Below are 20,018 nucleotides of genomic sequence, written 5' to 3'. Positions count from 1 at the left end.
CCTTTTACTAATCCGTTTTAACTTGTAAACCTGACACATCCATCTGCAACAGATTCATCTTTACTTTCCATGCAGGTAAAACATTATTATAAACATCCAATGTCTGCCATGCTATTTCACAAACCCCTTGCGATTTACACCATGATTGTTGGCGATGGCTAAATGGTGCGACCATACCACCATCTATAACTTTACCATCAACATGTAGGTTATAGAGTGTCACATATCTGGGGCCTGGATTATAAACGGTAACAATTTCATTTTTTCGTGCCCAGCGTAATTTCTGATATGACATATTCGGGTCTTCAGACAAATTTGATGGCCGATAGAATATTTTCATACGATTGCGGACTGCTATTTGCAATTGATTATCAGTTTTGACTGAATGACTATTTTCCAACGTTGGTAATGCTGCAACATTCAGTATAAATAAACTTTCCCGGTCGGCAGATAAACTGCCACCAACACGATTAATTCTTATTTTTGTATTTTTGTCAGGCTTCAAAACAAACAGTGGCGGAGTTGCGATAAATACCGTTTCAGAATATGAGGGCAAAGATTCAACCGTTCCCGTCAACTGACGAGCATCATCAGGGGAGACAGCAACCTTGACTAACATATCTCTGTCTGAAGTGTTTTTGAGTTCAACAGATATTGAGGACTGATTTTCCGGATACGCAAAACGCGTTCCACCGATCACTAAGCCTGCTTGTGCTGTAGAGAATAAAAGGGAAAATAATACTATGACTACCTTAATCATAGGTGACAATAAACGATACTGACGCATTTGCATCCCCTGGTTGGACATTATTTTTTAATGCTTTGTAAGCCGCAAAAAATGCAATATATTATCAACTGATGATGTAAGTGAAAAACCCATGCTTTTAACATCATTACTAATACTGCCTTTGTTCTTATCAAAAATCGTAAGTGCAAGCCCCTCTACCGAGCCATCTTCCAGCTTATATAAACTGGCATCTTCAGAAACTGTATTGCCGGTAAACTTTATATACGCGTTGCCAACATCACTACCACAGCGGGTTAACGTTATGGAAAAATAAACCTTTTCAGTAACATCCCCTGCACTCCTTACCGAACTACTGGGTACGTCTGGCATATTAACTGTAAAATTTTTTGACTCATCAGAAATAATGCAGGTTTTTTCGGTAATTAACCCTTCAATACGAACCACTCCGGCATGAGTGATATCATCAGCAAAAGAATTTGTTGATATTATAAACAAAAATAAACTAATGAATATCTTCATATCTCCCTCACTGATAATCGATATCAAAATACAACAGAGCATTTGCTTGCCCGGCATGTACATTTTCCTGAGTTGATTTATAGCGAAGTTTAAACGTCAAATTAGCATCACCGTTTTCATTTAACACTAAATCACGAAAACCTGATTCACCATTAATGGCAATCGCCACATCATTGTTATCCAATATTTCTATTCCCAGTCCAGTCGCACTATCTGCACCGGCGGAGAGACGCAGTAATGCGCTATTAATGGCATCTGCATCACCAGTAAACCGCACATTGGCGCTCACACCAGAACTATAAACAGTACTTTTTGCAGTCGGGCATCCTTGTACATTAATCGTAAACGTTTGACTCGGAGAAACATCACCTACATTTAAAAATTCATTAGCATCATAAGTGCCCATTTTTACCGACTGATCTTTACTTCCGGTAGTAATGTCACAGCTTTTTGCCAACAAAATCCCAGTAAATGTAACAACAACTGAATCATTGGCCTGCCCTGAGAGCGGAAAAGCAAAAAAAGCGAAAAGAATAAAAAATACAGAATATTTAGAGAATATTAAATTCATTAGCGGCACTCCAGAGTTGCATAGCTAACAGGATTATCCAGTTCTGTTTCAGGGAGCTTGTAATTAGCCTGACATTTTTGCTGAACACCGTCTCCCCACTGGATATTAATAACACCTTCTAAAGGCAATCCTGAGAGATAAAGTTGTCCATTATCGCCGACAATCCCGGTAATTTGACTACTGTTTTTAATCTGAGCGCTGGCTGTAGCACCGAATGGGACTGATTTATTACGATAACGAACTGTGAACAAACCACGAATACCGATATGAGCAGCAAACTCTGCACGAACTAACGCACCTTTTCCCGGAATAACTTCAGTGGAAGTGATATCCAGTTCAGTATGCATATTCATTGACATAGGATCTAATGAAATATTATTACGTCTATATTCTGTTGCATAAGGAACAACTGCATATCCACGCCAGTCAGTGGATATTCCTGTCCCCCGCTGAACATCCACATTATTCGCTCCAGGCGCTTTTATCAAAACATTAGTTTCACCTAATGGTTGACTCAACGTAAGACCATTTTCATGTACAACAAGAGCACCACTGATGCCATAGTTTATTTGTTGATTACCTTCATTATCGTAACTGTAGGCGGAATTCAAGGAACCATATGCCCCACGATAATTAACACCAACAGAACCACTACTGCTATTATCCTGATTAGCAAAACCATGTTGTATGTTATAACTGAGATTATGCTGCTCCAACAGAGAACCAGATACCCCCGTATATTGGTTTACCTGTCCGTGGTTATCCTGACTATAACCATACGTTGCAGTCATGGCATTCGATGATGAGCGCCCATCATTCGTGGAAGATAACCAATTACTTATAGGTAATGAGACATTTAGCGAGACAATTTTATCCGCATTTGTCCCTGGTGATTTACTGTAATTCCACGCAACATTTAGATAGATACCCTTAATACTGGTGTTATAACCAACTTGGTATAAAGAATCTTTTTTATCAGTATTCCAGTATGTTTGCTGACTAGCCGATAAATACATAGACCCGTAGTTACCGAAAGGTTGCGATACACTAGCCTGAAATTTTCCACGTTTGCTATAACGCAAGTTATAAAAATCATTCCAGTTATAAACGTAATCTTTATCATCTAACGTTTTTGGATCAACAACAGTCCCTGACATTTGTTGGTATGTCGTATCACTTAAAGTGTAAAAGCCCTGGGTTGAATAACGATAGCCAATAATATGGAATGCTGTTCCTGTCTGAACTAACGATTTGGAATAAAGAAAACGATAAGATTGCCCTTGATGTTTGCTCCCATCCACAAGCGAACTGTTAGCCTGAGTAACATCAAACGATGTTGCACCAAATACACCCAGATTCAGGCCAAGGCCGAGCGCCAACGCCCGGTAATCCTCAGAGAATTGTGCCCCACCATAAGCCGTAATATCCCAGGGTAAACCCCAAATTAATTCCCCCTGAAATATATAAGGACTTTTCTGGTTATAGCTATTGCTTCGATATTGGCCAACCGTAGTAGAATATTTTGAATGACCTTCTCGTTGCAGGATGGGGACAGCGGCATAAGGTACGGTATAGACAGTTTCTGAATTATCAGACTCTTTGATGGTAACTTCCAGATCTCCCGCAGATGATGTCGGGTTAAGATCGCTAATCTCAAACGGTCCCGGCGGCATATAGGTTTGATAAATGACATAACCATTCTGTTTGATTGTTACCTGAGCGCGACTTTTCGCAATTCCGCGCACCGTGGGAGCGAAACCACTTTGACTATCGGGCAACATATTTTCGTCAGATTCCAGTTTTATGCCACGAATACTAACACTGTCGAAAACATCTGATGATGACCATGTATCTCCTAGCGTTAATTCACTTCTGAAAGGAATAATAACGCGCTGCAACGTACTACTGATATGCTCCAGTTTACCTGCTGAATTACTCCCACGACTCCAGGTTGAATAATCGCGAAAACGCCATGCACCAATATTGATCCCAGCGCGAAGATTTAAATAATAGTTATTTGAAGAGTAATCACCACGATCGTTATTACCAGAAAAGTCATAATTCAGCAAAAAAGCTGTAATACCGTTATCCCACTGTTCTGGTGGAATATATCCGCGGGCGTCACGTTTTATTATCGCCTGCGGAAAGGTCAGTTTAAGTCTCTGTGCATCCAGCTCCGGCATGTAATGCACATCAGGAAACCAGATACGCAAATCAAGGCAACTATTTTCAGATGAAGCCAAAGCCTGCTCTGGCAGCGCATTTTTGTTAATTCCAAGGCTTAATAAGTCAGCAAGTGAAAGGCAGGGAATCAGTTGATTCGCATCGTCTGCTTTAAAAGTTACAGTACGAGAGAGTAAAGGGGAATCATTGACCCAAACTTCGACTTCATAGCTACCAGGAAGATAAGTCATCCCTTTCTCGAAGCGGGATAAGTCAGCAACAGCTTCAGTATCACCCGACAGAAAAGCAGGGTTAAAGCGCATTCCCGCGATTGAACATGCAGGCATAATAACCAGAAGAAGCGGCACAACCCGTTTCATCTGCTTTTGTGCCGCCATCCAATATTCGCATCTTTTGAGCTTTAGGTTCATATCCCTGACCTGTGTTGCATCTGAACTATTCCGTTGTTACTGCATTATTCCTTTCTGCCGCTCCGTCGTAGCACCAAAGTCATTAATTGTTTGATAAGTAATTTCACCAGCCAACGTCACTGGCGACGAGACCGTAATATCACTTTTCGGTGGTACAAACATATTGGGCAATTTACTCCCTTGTACTTTAATTCCTGTCAGTGTCAGGTAATAAGGCGAAGGATTGATAACTTTTAGTTGTTTTCCCTCATACTTAAACCGCAACATATTTCGTGCTTTTCCTGGTTGCACAGGTAGATTTTCCGGGCGATAAAATAGCTTGATTTTGTTTTGTAATGCCAACTGTAAGGTATTCTTCTGTGTATTTTTCTCATCTGTTGGCGGAATTGCTTTAACATTCATCCAATACAAAGTTTCACGATCGGTCGGCAAATTAGTCTTACCAAGAAACATGATACGTAATGAAGCTTCTTTACGCGTTGGCAACATAAAGAGGGGAGGAGTGATAACAAAATCCTGGCTCTTTTTTTCCGTTTTACTGTCATCAACCCATGATTGAATTAAATAACTGGTGTTGTCACCGCTATTTTGCACACTGAGTGTTATTTGCTTACTTTCTGCCGGATAAATCAATCGCGTTACGCCAAGGCCAAACCCGCCCGCGGACGCATTATTAATAAATAATATCGATAGTAAAAAAAGAATCCCTGAGCGTATAATATTTTGTGATACTTTTAATTCATCCCTGAATCCACAAACCCATTTTTTATTTCCAATAATACATTTCATACAGCATCCTTGTTGATGAAATAACATCTGTTATTCATACTCTATTAAATAATTTCAATCTCAGGTTACAACTTTTTGTAACCTGAAATCGTATTTATATTTACTCGTACAGCACAACAAAACTTGCTGTTGACTTAACTACACCTGGTGCAACAGTGCTACCGTTTTGAGCATAACCTGCAGTAAAGGCCGCGCTGAAATCATGGGTCGTAGCATTTCCTGGAATTGTATAAGCGGCGGTGGAGGCGCTACCCTCTGCCGCAGTGGTATTCAGGTTAATCAGACCATTATTCGTCGTACCTTTGGAGTAAATTCGAATCCCTACACCAGTCGCCCCCGCATTGCCGCTGTTGTCAGCATCCGTTGATCCTTCTACTTCGTTAGCGAGCGTTTTATTAGCGCTATCTGCAGTACCGGTAAAACGGAACTCAATTTTCTGATCATCTGTATTGCTACATTCGGTCAGATTAATATTGAAATCGGTCTGGTTGCTCGCCCCCTGTGCTTCTACGTCGATACCAGTGAAAAGGTTGGAAGGCACAACCGGCAGGACAACTTCAATCTGTTTTGAATCGGTTGCGACCTTACAGGTAGCTTTCACTACACGGCCAGTAAAGCGGATTTTCCCCCCCATTGAATCAACGTTGTCATCCATATCAGTGAGCCTGGGATAATCAACGGTGCTCCAGTCAGTATCCGCCCCACCAAATTGTGTTGCATCGCCGGGTGCTGCGGTTACCGCAGTAGACATCAGCATACCTGATGCCAGTAATACTGCGGATAAATTAGATAAATTGAATTTCATTTATACCTTTCCTTTTGTTAAAAAACCCAAGCAACATTGGTGTTTTTACATTCTGCGTTAATAAGTTATATCTCACAAAAAAAATAAGCTGACGTTGGCTAATTCCAGAAGGTTCTTTAGAAGAGTAATTGAGTGAATAATATTATATATGCTGCTTAGTAATGTACCTAAAATAATCCAAAGCCGCAATAAGTGAGTTTATACTCACATATAACACACTGATAATGATAAAATTTATTTTTACGTGGAGTTGTAAGAGGGGCAATAAAACATAAATCACATGAATAATATTAATGCATTCATAATAAATTAATATTATTTGAAATAACAAAATACCAAAAACATTATCATCAATCGTTATTTAATATATATTAATGGTATATATTAAATAGAATAACATACATCAAAGTTATTGTTTATTGTGTATAGAAATACCGTGAGTTCCACTCTGTATTACTTCAGCGGAACACACGGTATTTAGCCGTATTTGAACTTACAATCTCACCGGATCAATATGCCAGATATGATCGGCGTACTCTTTGATCGTACGGTCAGAAGAGAAGTAGCCCATATTGGCAATGTTCAGCATCGCTTTTGCGGTCCACTCTTCCTGACGCTCGTAGAGTTCGTCGACTTTATCCTGACAATCGACATAACTGCGATAATCCGCCAGTACCTGGTAGTGATCGCCGAAGTTGATCAGCGAATCAACCAGATCGCGATAGCGACCCGGATCTTCCGGACTGAATACACCGCTGCCGATTTGCGTCAGCACCTGATGCAGCTCCTCATCTTTCTCGTAGTATTCACGCGGTTTGTAGCCCTGACGACGCAGTTCTTCCACTTCTTCCGCTGTGTTACCAAAGATAAAGATATTGTCAGCACCGACATGATCCAGCATCTCGACATTCGCACCGTCCAGCGTACCGATAGTCAGCGCGCCGTTAAGCGCAAACTTCATGTTACTGGTGCCGGAAGCTTCCGTCCCCGCCAGCGAAATCTGTTCAGACAGATCGGCCGCCGGAATGATCAACTGCGCCAGGCTAACACTGTAGTTCGGGATGAACACGACTTTCAGCTTGTCGCCAATCTGCGGATCGTTGTTGATCACTTTCGCTACGTCATTGATCAAATGAATAATGTGCTTCGCCATGTAATAGGCCGAAGCCGCCTTACCGCCAAAAATATTCACGCGCGGTACCCACTTCGCATCCGGGTCGGCCTTGATGCGGTTATAGCGGGTGATCACGTGCAACACATTCATCAATTGACGTTTGTATTCGTGAATACGTTTGATTTGCACATCGAACAGCGCTTTCGGATTTACCACCACATTCAGCTGCTGGGCGATATACTCCGCCAGACGCTTTTTGTTCTCCAGCTTCGCCTGATGCACCGCGTGATTAACCATTGGGAAATCACAGTGTTGTTGCAGATCATTAAGCAGGCTAAGGTCGGTGCGCCAGTTGCGGCCCAGGTGTTCGTCCAACACGGCTGAAAGCGATGGGTTCGCTACCGCCAGCCAGCGACGCGGCGTCACACCGTTGGTGACGTTGGTGAAACGACCCGGGAAGATTTTCGCAAAGTCGGCAAATAGCGATTGCACCATCAGGTTAGAGTGCAGCTCCGATACACCGTTAACTTTGTGGCTCACCACAACCGCCAGCCAGGCCATACGCACACGACGACCGTTGGATTCATCAATGATCGACGCCCGTCCCAGCAGATCGGTATCGTTCGGATACTGTTCCTGCAAGGTTTTCAGGAAATAGTCGTTGATTTCAAAGATGATCTGCAGGTGACGCGGCAGAATTTTACCCAGCATATCGACTGGCCAGGTTTCCAGCGCCTCGCTCATTAGCGTGTGGTTGGTGTAGGAGAAGACCTGACAACACACTTCAAACGCGTCGTCCCAGCTAAATTGGTGCTCATCGATCAGCAGACGCATCATCTCAGGAATCGACAGCACCGGATGAGTATCGTTGAGGTGAATCGCAATTTTATCCGCCAGGTTATCGTAGGTTTTATGCAACTGATAATGGCGGCTTAAAATGTCCTGAATGGTCGAGGAAACCAGGAAGTATTCCTGACGCAGTCGTAGCTCACGCCCGGAGTAGGTGGAGTCGTCCGGATACAGTACGCGAGATACGTTCTCGGAGTGGTTTTTATCTTCCACTGCCGCGAAGTAGTCGCCCTGGTTGAATTTACCGAGGTTAATTTCGCTACTGGCTTGGGCACTCCACAAACGCAACGTGTTGGTCGCGTCGGTGTCGTAACCTGGGATTATCTGATCGTAAGCTACTCCCAGAATCTCTTCGGTTTCAATCCAGCGCGTTTTTTTACCTTCCTGCTGAATGCGACCGCCAAAACGGACTTTATAGCGCGTGTTGTGGCGTTTGAATTCCCACGGGTTACCGTATTCCAGCCAGTAGTCAGGCGACTCTTTCTGGCTACCGTTAACGATGTTCTGCTTGAACATACCGTAGTCATAGCGGATGCCGTAACCGCGCCCCGGCAACCCTAACGTCGCCAGAGAATCGAGGAAGCAAGCCGCCAGACGGCCCAGGCCACCGTTACCGAGGCCCGGGTCATTTTCTTCATCAATCAGCTCTTCGAGATTTAATCCCATCGCTTCCAGTGCGCCCTGTACATCTTCGTAAATTCCTAGCGACAACATGGCGTTGGAAAGCGTACGGCCAATCAAAAACTCCATCGACAGGTAGTAAACCTGACGAGTTTCTTGCGACAACTGGGCACGGTTTGAGCGTAACCAGCGCTCCACGAGACGATCGCGCACAGCAAATAACGTTGCGTTCAGCCATTCATGTTTATTGGCGACGACCGGATCCTTGCCAATCGTAAACATCAGCTTGTAAGCGATAGAGTGCTTAAGAGCTTCTACGCTAAGCGTGGGCGATGAATATGTAAACGGAGCATTCATATAGGCGTTTCCTGAAAACTATTTCAAGCGATAGTAAAGCTCACGGTACGACTTCGCCGCGACCTGCCAGCTAAAATCCATTGCCATAGCCTGACGTTGCACAAACCGCCACAGTGAAGGACGGGACCACAGTACAAAAGCACGTCGAATAGCCCGTAACAGCGACCAGGCATTACTATCTTCAAAGACAAACCCACTGGCGACGCCATCTGCAAGGTTCTCAAGAGAACAGTCAGAAACCGTATCAGCAAGCCCACCGGTGCGCCGCACTAACGGCAGCGTACCGTACTTCAATCCATAAAGTTGCGTTAAGCCGCACGGTTCAAAACGGCTGGGCACCAGAATGACGTCCGCGCCGCCCATAATGCGATGCGAAAATGCTTCGTGATAGCCAATCTGAACGCCCACCTGGCCGGGGTATTCCGCTGCCGCCGCAAGGAAACCTTCCTGCAGCACCGGATCGCCCGCGCCGAGTAGCGCCAGCTGCCCGCCCTGCTCCAGAAGACCAGGTAAGGCTTCCAGCACCAGGTCGAGACCTTTCTGGCTGGTAAGACGGCTCACCACTGCAAAAAGCGGCACTTTATCGTCAACCTTAAGCCCCATTGCGATTTGTAACTGGCGCTTATTTTCCGCTTTATCTTCCAACGTATCGCGGGTGTAACGCGAGGCCAACAGTAAGTCCGTCTCTGGACTCCAGATTTTCTCGTCCACGCCGTTCAGTACGCCGGAAAGACGCCCTTCACGGTGACGCTGTTGCAACAGACCTTCCATACCGTAGGCAAACTGCGGTTCGGTGATCTCGCGAGCGTAGGTTGGGCTGACTGCCGTAATGTGATCGGCATAGTACAGACCGGCCTTCAGGAAAGAGATTTGTCCGTTGAATTCCAGCCCATGAATATTAAAGAATGACCATGGCAATTGGATGTCATTCATGTGATGTGCATAAAACATGCCTTGATAGGCCAGGTTGTGCACAGTAAACACCGACTTCGCCGGACGCCCGCGCGCCGCCAGATACGCAGGCGCAAGGCCTGCATGCCAGTCGTGCGCATGCACCACATCAGGACGCCAGAATGGGTCAAGCCCGCTGGCCATTTCTGCCCCAACCCACCCCAGCAGCGCAAAACGCAATACGTTGTCGGTATAGGCAAATAAGTTGGTATCGTGATACGGGCTTCCCGGACGATCATAGAGATGCGGCGCGTCAATCAGGTATATGCCAACCCCGTTGTAATGACCGAACAAAAGCGTGATATGTCCGGCGAAGGTATCACGACGGGATACTACCTGCGCATCGGTCACGCCACGGCGAATATCGGGAAATGCAGGCAACAGTACGCGAGCGTCAACGCCGTCTGCGATTTGTGCTGCGGGTAATGCCCCAATAACATCAGCCAGACCGCCGGTTTTAAGCAGCGGGAACATCTCTGAACATACATGTAAAACCTGCATTATCGCTCCTGTTTATGCCCTAACTTCCGTAGCATTTCGCGCGTTACCAGCACGATGCCTTCTTCTGAACGATAGAAACGACGTGCATCTTCCTCTGCGTTTTCACCAATCACCATGCCTTCCGGAATAACACAAGCACGATCGATGACGCAGCGGCGCAGACGGCACGAGCGACCTACCCATACTTCCGGTAACAATACGGCGGAATCAATGTTGCAGAATGAATTCACGCGAACGCGCGAGAACAGAACGGACTGCACCACCACCGAACCGGAGATCACACAACCGCCGGATACCAGTGAGTTAAGGGTCATCCCGTGGCTACCGGAGCGATCCTGCACGAATTTCGCTGGCGGTAATGATTCATTGTAGGTGCGAATTGGCCAATTGCGATCGTACATATCCAGTTCCGGCACCACAGAGGCCAGATCGAGGTTCGCTTTCCAGTAAGCTTCCAGCGTACCCACATCGCGCCAGTACGGCTCGGCATCCGGGTCGGATTGTACGCAAGAGAGCGGGAACGGGTGCGCATAGGCCAGACCGGCTTCGGTGATCTTGGGAATCAAATCTTTGCCAAAGTCGTGGCTGGAGTTCTCATCGCGATCGTCTTCTTCCAGCAGTTCATACAGATAGTCGGCGTCAAAGACGTAAATACCCATACTCGCCAGAGATTTGCCTGGATCGTTCGGCATTGACGGCGGGTTAGCTGGTTTTTCAACGAATTCGATAATTTTATCGTTCTCATCAACCGCCATAACGCCAAACGCGGAGGCTTCTTCAATCGGTACTGGCATACAAGCAACGGTGCAACGTGCACCTTTTTCGACGTGGTCGATAAGCATACGCGAGTAGTCTTGCTTGTAGATATGGTCGCCCGCCAGGATCACCACGTATTCCGCTTTATAACGGCGGATAATGTCGAGGTTTTGGGTGACCGCATCTGCGGTGCCGCGATACCAGTTTTCCCCTTTCATTCTCTGCTGTGCTGGCAGCAGATCGACAAACTCGTTCATTTCTTCATTGAAGAATGACCAGCCGCGCTGGATGTGCTGCACCAGAGTGTGGGACTGGTACTGGGTGATCACGCCCATACGACGGATCCCGGAGTTGATGCAGTTAGACAGCGCAAAGTCGATAATGCGGAACTTACCGCCGAAGTGTACGGCCGGTTTTGCTCGCTTATTGGTTAAATCCTTCAGGCGGGTACCACGTCCTCCCGCCAGTATCAGGGCAACAGATTTCAATGGCAGCTGGCGCGCCAACATTAAGTGATCGTTCTTCTCTAAACTAACCATGACTAACTCCTTTTTTATCATCTCTGGAACACACACAATCCGTGTGCAGGTCCCTGCCAGACAGCCGTAATCACTGGGTTATCCTCTCCAGCGAATGGGGGAATGGCGTGCCACTCCCCAGCAGGTAAAACAATCTCTGTTACCTCAAGCGTGGCGTTAATTGCGATCAAAAAGCGATCCGAGAGCAGAATTTGCAGCTGTTTCGGCCCGTTTTGCCACTCATCCGTGCTTAAAGGTTGAGCATATCGATTTAGCCAACGGACATTGCCGTCGCCTTCTTCCCACCAGCGATTCTCCATCAAAGCGGGAATGCGCTTGCGCAGATGGATTAACGCGGCGGTAAATGCGGTTAAACCACTGCTTGCCTGCGACCAGTCCAACCAGGTTAATTGGTTATCCTGACAGTAGGCATTGTTATTGCCACGCTGGCTGTGACCATGTTCGTCACCGGCCAGTAACATCGGCGTACCCTGGGAGAGCAACAACGTTGTTAACAGGGCGTGAATGCTGTCGCGCCGCCGTTCAACCAGATCAAGAGTACCGCCTAACCCTTCTTTACCATGATTGTTACTGTAATTGTTGTTGGTCCCGTCGCGATTTTCTTCTCCGTTTGCTTCATTGTGTTTATGGTTGAAGCAAACGCAGTCGCGAAGCGTAAAACCGTCATGCGCGGTGACGAGATTAATCGCGGCACTCGGCAGACGACCATTACGTTTAAAAACATCGCTGGAGGCAGCAAAACGCCCGGCAAACGCTCCCAGAGGTAAATCATAATGCAGCCAGAAACGACGGGCTGCATCGCGGAAATGATCGTTCCACTCGGCAAACAGCGGCGGGAAATTTCCCACCTGATAACCACCAGGAGCGATATCCCACGGTTCAGCAATTAACTTCACCTGCGAGAGCACCGGGCAGTTCTGGATAGCGGTAAACAACGGCGCATCCTGACGAAACTCTGGCGTACGGCCCATGACTGCCGCCAGATCAAAGCGGAAACCATCGACGTGGCAGGTTTCTACCCAATAACGCAGGCAGGCGCTGGCATAATCTACCACCGCCGGATGACTCAAATTGAGCGTGTTACCACAACCGGTCCAGTTGTGATAATCGCCGTCTTCTCTTATCCAATAATAGCTACGGTTGTCGATCCCACGCAGCGAGAATAACGGGCCGTCGAGGTCCAGTTCCGCACTATGGTTGAGCACGATATCAAGAATGACTTCGATACCCGCTTTATGCAGTGCTTTGATTGCATCGCGAAACTCATCCAGCGCCGTTTCTGGCGAGCAGGCATACGCCGGATGCAGCGCAAACATCGCCACCGGGTTGTACCCCCAGTAGTTACTAAGCCCCATGCGTTGCAGACGTGGTTCGCTGGCAAATTGTGCCACCGGCAGCAACTCCAGCGCGGTAATGCCCAACTGTTTCAAATAGTTGATCATCACCGGATGCCCCAGGGCTTTATAAGTGCCACGGATCTCGACCGGGATCTCCGGGTGCAGATACGTTAATCCTTTGACATGGGCTTCATAAATGATGGTGCAGCCCCACGGCATGCGCGGCGGGGCATCATCCTCCCAGTCATAGTGATCAACCACCACTACGCATTTCGGCGCAATGGAGGCGTTGTCGCGATAGTCAGGTTCATTATGACCGGCGTGCAGCAGCGGGTTATCTTTAAACTCCCCGTCAATTTGCCGCGCGCAAGGATCAATCAACAACTTCGCCGGGTTAAAGCGATGCCCCTCGGCGGGTTGCCAGGGGCCATGAACGCGATAACCATAACGCAAACCCGGGCGCGCATCCGGCAGATAACCGTGCCAAATGTCGCCACTGTGCCCTGGCAAGTCATAGCGATGTTCCTGGCCATTGGCATCAAAGACACACAGCTCTACCCGCTCGGCATGAGCGGAGAAAAGTGTGAAGTTGACGCCCTGACCGTCGTAATGCGCGCCGAGGGGAGTGGGTTTGCCAATGGCGAGTTGTGTCATTCTGCCTCCCGAACCAGCCAGATAGTGGCCAGAGGTGGTAGCGTCAGGCTCAGTGAATGCTGACGACCGTGGCTGGCAATCTCATCGCTGTGTACTGCGCCGCCATTGCCTGCATTACTGCCGTGATAGTGCATGGAATCGGTATTGAGGATTTCACGCCATTTACCCGGCTGGTTAATACCGAAGCGATAATCATGACGCGGCACCGGTGTAAAGTTACTGGCAACGATGATTTCGTTACCCTCTTTATCGCGACGCACAAAGATCAGCACCGAGCGTTCTTTGTCATCCACCACCAGCCATTCAAAGCCGTACGGGTCAAAATCCAGTTCATGCATTGCTTTATGGTGGCGGTAGGTGTGGTTCAGATCGCGCACCAGACGCTGGACACCGTGGTGCCAGTTATCGCCGCCTTCCAACAGATGCCAGTCGAGGCTGGCGTCATGGTTCCACTCGCGGCCCTGGGCAAATTCGTTCCCCATGAACAGTAGTTTCTTGCCCGGGAATGCCCACATCCAGCCGTAGTAGGCGCGCAGGTTAGCGAATTTCTGCCATGCGTCGCCCGGCATCCGGTCGAGAATCGATTTTTTACCGTGGACCACTTCATCATGCGACAACGGCAGGACGAAGTTTTCAGTGTAGTTGTAGAGCATCCCGAAGGTCAGTTTATCGTGATGATACTGACGATAAATCGGGTCGAGCTTCATGTAGTCCAGGGTGTCATGCATCCAGCCGAGGTTCCACTTGTACCAGAAGCCCAGACCGCCCATATCCTGCGGACGAGAAACGCCAGGGAAATCGGTAGACTCCTCCGCCATTGTCACTGCACCGGAAACCTGCTCACCAAGAATACGGTTGGTATTACGCAAGAATTCAATCGCTTCAAGATTCTCGCGACCGCCAAATTCGTTCGGGATCCACTCCCCCTCTTTACGGCTGTAGTCGCGATAAATCATTGACGCCACCGCATCGACGCGCAGCGCATCAATACCAAAACGTTCAATCCAGTAAAGTGCGTTACCGACAAGGAAGTTACTGACTTCGCGGCGACCATAGTTGTAGATCAGCGTGTTCCAGTCCTGATGATAGCCTTCGCGCGGATCGCTGTGTTCATACAAGTTCGTGCCATCAAATTCGGCAAGCGCAAAGTCATCGGTCGGGAAGTGGCCTGGCACCCAGTCGAGAATCACGTTCAGACCAGCTGCGTGTGCGGCATCAATGAAATAACGGAAGTCGTCGCGAGTACCAAAACGGCGGGTCGGTGCATACAGGCCGGTTGGCTGATAACCCCAACTGCCATCGAAGGGATGCTCGTTAATAGGCAGTAGCTCGAGATGGGTAAAGCCCATCCATTTAGCATAAGGCACCAGTTGATCGGCCAGCTCGCGGTAGCTCAACCAGAAATTGTTGTCGGTGTGGCGACGCCAGGAGCCAAGGTGAACTTCATAAATAGAGATTGGCGCATCAAACTGATTCGCTTTTTTGCGCTCTTCAGTCTGCACAACCTTTTCCGGCAGGCCGCAAATAAGAGACGCGGTTTCCGGGCGCATTTGCGCTTCGAAGGCATAAGGGTCGGACTTCAGGCGCAAGTTGCCATTGGCATCAATCATCTCGTATTTATAGAGCTGACCGTTATGCGCCCCGGGGATAAACAGTTCCCAGATTCCGCTCTCTTTACGCAGTCGCATCGGATGACGGCGACCGTCCCAGTAGTTGAATTGCCCAACCACCGAGACCCGACGGGCGTTTGGAGCCCAGACAGAAAAACGCGTACCTGTGACGCCATCCATAGTATCTGCATGCGCGCCTAAGGTTTCATACGGACGTAGGTGAGTACCTTCAGATAATAGCCAGGCATCCATTTCCTGGATTAGCGGGCCAAAACGGTAAGGATCATCAATCAGGTTTTGCTGACCATGCCAGACAACAGCCAACTGATAGCGGAAAAAATTCTTACGTCGCGGAATGACACCGCTAAAGAATCCCCGTGAGTCGAGACACTCCAGTTTTGCGAGTTTGCGCCCGGTTTTCGGTTCAATCACCCACACATCGGTAGCGTCGGGTAAAAGGGCACGGACTTCCAGTCCCGCGGTGGTTTTATGCATCCCCAGTACGGAAAAAGGATCCGCAAAATGGCCTGCAATTAGCGCGTTAATCACGTCTCTATCGATACGATCGGACATGCTTGTCTTCCTGTTTTATTGTGTCACCCCATCCAACTGAATTTTTGACTTCTGGTTGTGACATTTTTTTGACCTGAACGGCGCAGCACTCTGTGCATCCTCTCTGCGTCGTCCTCACTTCAGGTAAGGCTGTGAATACTCGTGTATTCCGCCACCCTTAAAGAATAGCCAATGCTCTATTTAACTCCCGGTAAATCATGAAACATCTGCGCTTACTCCTGTATTACGCACTAGCAGGGGCGGCATCGCGCCCCAGATTTAATGAATAAAGATTACGCCAGTTGACGAAGCATCCGACGCAGCGGCTCCGCGGCCCCCCACAGCAGCTGGTCGCCCACGGTAAAGGCTGACAGGAACTCCGGTCCCATATTCAGCTTACGCAGGCGGCCTACCGGCGTGGTCAGCGTGCCGGTAACGGCAGCTGGGGTTAGCTCACGCATAGTGATTTCCCGATCGTTCGGAACAACTTTCGCCCACGGATTGTGCGCAGCCAGCAGTTCTTCCACGGTCGGAATAGACACATCTTTTTTCAATTTAATAGTGAATGCCTGGCTGTGGCAGCGCAATGCCCCGACACGCACACATAAACCATCTACCGGAATTACGGAAGATGTGTTGAGGATCTTGTTGGTTTCCGCCTGCCCTTTCCACTCTTCGCGGCTCTGACCGTTATCAAGCTGTTTGTCGATCCACGGAATCAGGCTACCCGCCAGCGGCACGCCAAAGTTATCTACCGGCAGCTCACCGCTACGGGTTAAGGTTGTGACTTTGCGTTCGATATCGAGAATAGCAGAGGACGGGTTCGCGAGTTCATCTGCCACATGGCCATACAGATGGCCCATTTGGGTTAATAACTCACGCATATGTCGCGCACCACCGCCGGAAGCGGCCTGGTAGGTTGCAACGGACACCCAATCAACAAGATCATTGGCGAATAAACCCCCCAGCGACATCAACATCAGGCTTACGGTACAGTTACCGCCAACAAAAGTCCTGATACCATTATTTAATCCGTCGGTAATGACGTCCTGATTGACGGGGTCAAGAATGATGATGGCGTCATCTTTCATGCGCAGAGATGATGCTGCGTCAATCCAGTAACCTTGCCATCCGCTTTCACGAAGCTTTGGATAGATTTCGTTGGTATAATCGCCGCCCTGACAGGTCACAATGATATCGAGGGCCTTTAGCGCCTCCAGATCAAAGGCATCCTGAAGTGTGCCAGTGGTTCCGCCAAAAGACGGCGCAGCCTGACCAAGCTGAGAAGTAGAAAAGAAGACAGGGCGAATGGCGTCGAAGTCGCGCTCTTCAACCATGCGTTGCATGAGAACGGAGCCGACCATACCGCGCCAGCCGATAAAACCAACATTTTTCATAAGCGTTTTTTCCTGCAAAGATGTGTGCTGTATAAATGTGCCGGTCTCCTCCTGGCACATCTTTCACCATACAAAAAGCAGCCAAAGTCGCAAGTGAAATTAATCAATGATAGCGAAGCCATCAGTAATGCGACTTATCCTGCTTTGTTAGCACGCAGAAAGTCCGCGGCAATTATCAGGGAATTTGAGTTATGAATGAAATCATTTCTGCAACAGTTTTATTGATCCTGATTATGGATCCGCTCGGAAACCTACCTATTTTCATGTCCGTACTGAAACATACTGAACCGAAAAGACGGCGGGCAATCATGGTGCGAGAGTTGCTTATTGCTCTCCTTGTGATGCTGGTGTTCCTGTTTGCGGGCGAGAAAATTCTGGCATTTCTTAGCCTGCGGGCAGAAACCGTCTCCATTTCTGGCGGCATCATTCTGTTTCTGATCGCCATTAAGATGATTTTCCCCAGCGCTTCAGGAAATAGCAGCGGGCTTCCGGCAGGTGAAGAGCCATTTATCGTGCCGTTGGCAATTCCGCTGGTCGCCGGGCCGACTATTCTCGCCACGCTGATGTTGTTGTCTCATCAGTACCCGAATCAGATGGGACATCTGGTGATTGCTCTGCTGCTGGCCTGGGGCGGCACCTTTGTCATCCTGCTACAGTCTTCGCTATTTTTACGTCTGCTGGGCGAGAAAGGGGTGAACGCACTTGAACGCCTGATGGGATTGATTCTGGTGATGATGGCAACTCAGATGTTCCTCGACGGCATTCGAATGTGGATGAAGGGGTAACAAGGAGAGTTTTTCGAAAAGAGCCCGGTAGCGTCAGAACTACCGGGTAAACAAACTTAACTCAACAGCTGGAACGCAATCATCCCAACGATGGCACCGACAGTGCCGAGGATGGTTTCCATCATGGTCCAGGTTTTAAGCGTTTCGGCTTCGGTCGCGCCGGTAAATTTACCGAACAACCAGAAACCCGCGTCGTTAACGTGGCTGACAACAATCGAACCACCGGCGATACAAATCGACAGCGCCGCCATTTGCGCACCGGAGTAGTTCAGTTGTTCAATGACCGGCATCACCAGTCCCACCGCCGTTAAACAGGCAACGGTGGCAGAACCCTGAATGATGCGCACTGCAGCTGCCAGCACGAAGCAGGTGATGGCAATCGGCAGGCCCATGCCGGTTAACGCTTCGCCCAGTGCCGGACCGACACCAGAGTCAACCAGCACCTGTTTGAACACGCCGCCCGCACCAATCACCAGCAGAATGATCCCCGCCGGTTGCAGCGCGTGACCGCAAATCTCCATCACTTTGTCTTTTGGCATACCCTGACGCATTGCCAGACCGTAAATCGCCACCAGGCAAGCAACCAGAATCGCGGTAAACGGATGGCCGATAAACTCAAACCATTCGTAAGCGGTAGAACCTTCTGGCACAAAACGCGCGGCAATGGTTTTCAGCCCCACCAGCACCAGTGGCAACAGGATCAGCGACAGGCTGAATCCGAAGGACGGCATTTTGCCTTCGCCGAGATGCGGTTCGCTGATGTCGTCAGGAATATGCAACTCCACGTAGCGGCTGATGAAATTACCCCACAGCGGCCCGGCAATAATCATTCCCGGAATTGCCGCGCACAGGCCAATCAGGATCATCCAGCCAAAGTCGGCGTTCATCTGCGATGCCAGCAGCATTGGCGCTGGCCCAGGCACCAGGAACGCAGCCGCTGCCGCCACGCCTGCAAATAATGGGATTACCAGCTTCACCAGGTTCGTGCCGGTGTGGCGCGCCATTGAGAAAGCAACGCTAATCAGCAGAACAATCGCCACTTCAAAGAACAGCGGTAGCGCACAAACCAGCCCCGCAAGGCCGATAGCATAATGCACGCGGCTGTGACCGAAGGATTTGAGCATTTTGACGGCAATCTGATCGACCGCGCCGGTTTCATGTAAGATCTTACCAAACATGGCTCCCAGGGCGACAACCACCGCCAGGAAGCCGAGGGTGCCTCCCATCCCTTTTTCCATCGTCGCTGCGATTTTATCGAGCGGCATACCAGAAAAAAGGCCAGCCCCCATGGACACCACCATTAAAGCCAGGAAAGCGTGCATACGCGCCTTCATGACTAAAAACAGCAGCAGTAAAACAGACCCTACTGCTGTTAAAACAAGCGTTAATGTAGTCACTACTTATTTGCCTTTTTTAATAACCTCAATGGTGCTTGCCACAACACCTTCCAGCGGTTGATCAATATCCACCACCAGTACATCGGTTTCGTCCGCACCCGGCTCCTGCAGCGTTTCAAACTGCGTCACCAGCATTTGGGTTTTAAAGAAATGGCCTTTGCGCGCTTTCAGGCGGCTTTCAATCACATCAAAATCGCCTTTCAGGTAGATGAAAGAGAGATTAGGATTACCTTCACGCAGCAAGTCGCGATAGTGTTTTTTCAGTGCAGAACAGACGATCAGCGATACTTTATTGGTGCGCTGCATAGCAAACGCGGCGTCGTTCAGCGCCTGCAACCACGGTTTGCGATCGTCGTCATTCAGCGGTTCGCCAGACGCCATTTTTTCGATATTGCAGCGCGGATGGAGGAAATCGCCATCAAGAAACGCGGCATGAAGTTGATGCGCCACTTCACTGGCGACCGCAGATTTGCCGCTGCCCGATACGCCCATCAAGACGTAAATGTGGTGATCATGGTTAGTCGTGCTCAAAGTGGTGCCCCCACAATACAAGAATTAAAAATGTTACGGGT

Annotated in this window: 14 protein-coding genes and 1 pseudogene; 1 reads left to right on the top strand and 14 read right to left on the bottom strand. The window is 48.6% G+C overall.

Annotation, left to right across the window (positions count from 1 at the left end):
- Positions 1-7 precede the first annotated feature (7 nt).
- The 12 genes and pseudogenes from EAS44_RS02315 to asd form a co-directional block, all read right to left on the bottom strand.
- Entirely contained in the window at positions 8-787 is a 780-nt protein-coding gene (locus EAS44_RS02315; RefSeq protein ID WP_001250356.1) for a molecular chaperone, read from the bottom strand.
- Positions 753-1,324, bottom strand: a pseudogene (locus EAS44_RS02310) (fimbrial protein). The gene EAS44_RS02315 and the pseudogene EAS44_RS02310 overlap by 35 nt, the downstream one beginning before the upstream one ends.
- Positions 1,275-1,838, bottom strand: coding sequence for a fimbrial protein (locus EAS44_RS02305; protein WP_001048914.1), 564 nt, complete (start codon positions 1,836-1,838; stop codon positions 1,275-1,277). The pseudogene EAS44_RS02310 and the gene EAS44_RS02305 overlap by 50 nt, the downstream one beginning before the upstream one ends.
- Positions 1,838-4,432 (bottom strand): fimbrial biogenesis usher protein, encoded by a 2,595-nt coding sequence (locus tag EAS44_RS02300; RefSeq protein WP_001049762.1) that lies wholly within the window; start codon positions 4,430-4,432, stop codon positions 1,838-1,840. The genes EAS44_RS02305 and EAS44_RS02300 overlap by 1 nt, the downstream gene beginning before the upstream one ends.
- A gap of 36 nt (positions 4,433-4,468) precedes the next feature.
- The gene (locus EAS44_RS02295; RefSeq protein ID WP_000649743.1) at positions 4,469-5,221 is read right to left on the bottom strand and encodes a molecular chaperone; all 753 of its coding nucleotides are present in this window, start codon (positions 5,219-5,221) and stop codon (positions 4,469-4,471) included.
- Between the two features lie 100 nt (positions 5,222-5,321).
- Positions 5,322-6,026, bottom strand: coding sequence for a fimbrial protein (locus tag EAS44_RS02290; RefSeq protein ID WP_000671315.1), 705 nt, complete (start codon positions 6,024-6,026; stop codon positions 5,322-5,324).
- Positions 6,027-6,519: 493 nt separating this feature from the next.
- Complete coding sequence (glgP, locus tag EAS44_RS02285) at positions 6,520-8,967, bottom strand: glycogen phosphorylase (protein WP_000993444.1); 2,448 nt, start codon at positions 8,965-8,967, stop codon at positions 6,520-6,522.
- 18 nt (positions 8,968-8,985) lie between these two features.
- Positions 8,986-10,419, bottom strand: a complete 1,434-nt coding sequence (gene glgA, locus EAS44_RS02280; protein WP_001197646.1) for a glycogen synthase GlgA — start codon at positions 10,417-10,419, stop codon at positions 8,986-8,988.
- Positions 10,419-11,714 (bottom strand): glucose-1-phosphate adenylyltransferase, encoded by a 1,296-nt coding sequence (gene glgC, locus EAS44_RS02275; protein WP_000253971.1) that lies wholly within the window; start codon positions 11,712-11,714, stop codon positions 10,419-10,421. Before glgC ends, glgA begins: the two co-directional genes overlap by 1 nt.
- Before the next feature lie 17 nt (positions 11,715-11,731).
- A complete protein-coding gene (glgX, locus tag EAS44_RS02270) occupies positions 11,732-13,705 on the bottom strand; it encodes a glycogen debranching protein GlgX (protein ID WP_000192575.1) in 1,974 nt (657 codons plus the stop codon).
- Positions 13,702-15,888, bottom strand: a complete 2,187-nt coding sequence (gene glgB / locus EAS44_RS02265) for a 1,4-alpha-glucan branching enzyme (RefSeq protein ID WP_001283713.1) — start codon at positions 15,886-15,888, stop codon at positions 13,702-13,704. Before glgB ends, glgX begins: the two co-directional genes overlap by 4 nt.
- Before the next feature lie 272 nt (positions 15,889-16,160).
- The gene (gene asd / locus EAS44_RS02260; RefSeq protein ID WP_000799949.1) at positions 16,161-17,264 is read right to left on the bottom strand and encodes an aspartate-semialdehyde dehydrogenase; all 1,104 of its coding nucleotides are present in this window, start codon (positions 17,262-17,264) and stop codon (positions 16,161-16,163) included.
- Between the two features lie 191 nt (positions 17,265-17,455).
- On the opposite strand from asd, the gene yhgN reads away from it, so the two are divergent.
- On the top strand, positions 17,456-18,049 hold the full coding sequence (gene yhgN / locus EAS44_RS02255; protein WP_001002551.1) for an NAAT family transporter YhgN: 594 nt from the start codon (positions 17,456-17,458) through the stop codon (positions 18,047-18,049).
- A gap of 56 nt (positions 18,050-18,105) precedes the next feature.
- Here the strand turns inward: yhgN and gntU are convergent, their stop codons facing one another.
- Together gntU and gntK are read right to left on the bottom strand one after the other, a co-directional pair.
- Positions 18,106-19,446, bottom strand: a complete 1,341-nt coding sequence (gene gntU / locus EAS44_RS02250; protein ID WP_000210122.1) for a gluconate transporter — start codon at positions 19,444-19,446, stop codon at positions 18,106-18,108.
- 3 nt (positions 19,447-19,449) lie between these two features.
- Complete coding sequence (gntK, locus tag EAS44_RS02245) at positions 19,450-19,977, bottom strand: gluconokinase (protein ID WP_000108320.1); 528 nt, start codon at positions 19,975-19,977, stop codon at positions 19,450-19,452.
- Between the last annotated feature and the right edge of the window lie 41 nt (positions 19,978-20,018).

Source organism: Escherichia coli DSM 30083 = JCM 1649 = ATCC 11775 (assembly GCF_003697165.2).
GTDB classification, from domain to species: domain Bacteria; phylum Pseudomonadota; class Gammaproteobacteria; order Enterobacterales; family Enterobacteriaceae; genus Escherichia; species Escherichia coli.
This window is presented reverse-complemented; position numbering and strand designations above follow the sequence as displayed.

Excerpts from the sequence above, each read along its gene's own strand:
- EAS44_RS02315 (WP_001250356.1), bottom strand. The coding sequence starts at position 787 with ATGCGTCAGTATCGTTTATTGTCACCTATGATTAAGGTAGTCATAGTA.
- EAS44_RS02305 (WP_001048914.1), bottom strand. The coding sequence starts at position 1,838 with ATGAATTTAATATTCTCTAAATATTCTGTATTTTTTATTCTTTTCGCT.
- EAS44_RS02300 (WP_001049762.1), bottom strand. The coding sequence starts at position 4,432 with ATGAACCTAAAGCTCAAAAGATGCGAATATTGGATGGCGGCACAAAAG.
- EAS44_RS02295 (WP_000649743.1), bottom strand. The coding sequence starts at position 5,221 with ATGAAATGTATTATTGGAAATAAAAAATGGGTTTGTGGATTCAGGGAT.
- EAS44_RS02290 (WP_000671315.1), bottom strand. The coding sequence starts at position 6,026 with ATGAAATTCAATTTATCTAATTTATCCGCAGTATTACTGGCATCAGGT.
- glgP (WP_000993444.1), bottom strand. The coding sequence starts at position 8,967 with ATGAATGCTCCGTTTACATATTCATCGCCCACGCTTAGCGTAGAAGCT.
- glgA (WP_001197646.1), bottom strand. The coding sequence starts at position 10,419 with ATGCAGGTTTTACATGTATGTTCAGAGATGTTCCCGCTGCTTAAAACC.
- glgC (WP_000253971.1), bottom strand. The coding sequence starts at position 11,714 with ATGGTTAGTTTAGAGAAGAACGATCACTTAATGTTGGCGCGCCAGCTG.
- glgX (WP_000192575.1), bottom strand. The coding sequence starts at position 13,705 with ATGACACAACTCGCCATTGGCAAACCCACTCCCCTCGGCGCGCATTAC.
- glgB (WP_001283713.1), bottom strand. The coding sequence starts at position 15,888 with ATGTCCGATCGTATCGATAGAGACGTGATTAACGCGCTAATTGCAGGC.
- asd (WP_000799949.1), bottom strand. The coding sequence starts at position 17,264 with ATGAAAAATGTTGGTTTTATCGGCTGGCGCGGTATGGTCGGCTCCGTT.
- yhgN (WP_001002551.1), top strand. The coding sequence starts at position 17,456 with ATGAATGAAATCATTTCTGCAACAGTTTTATTGATCCTGATTATGGAT.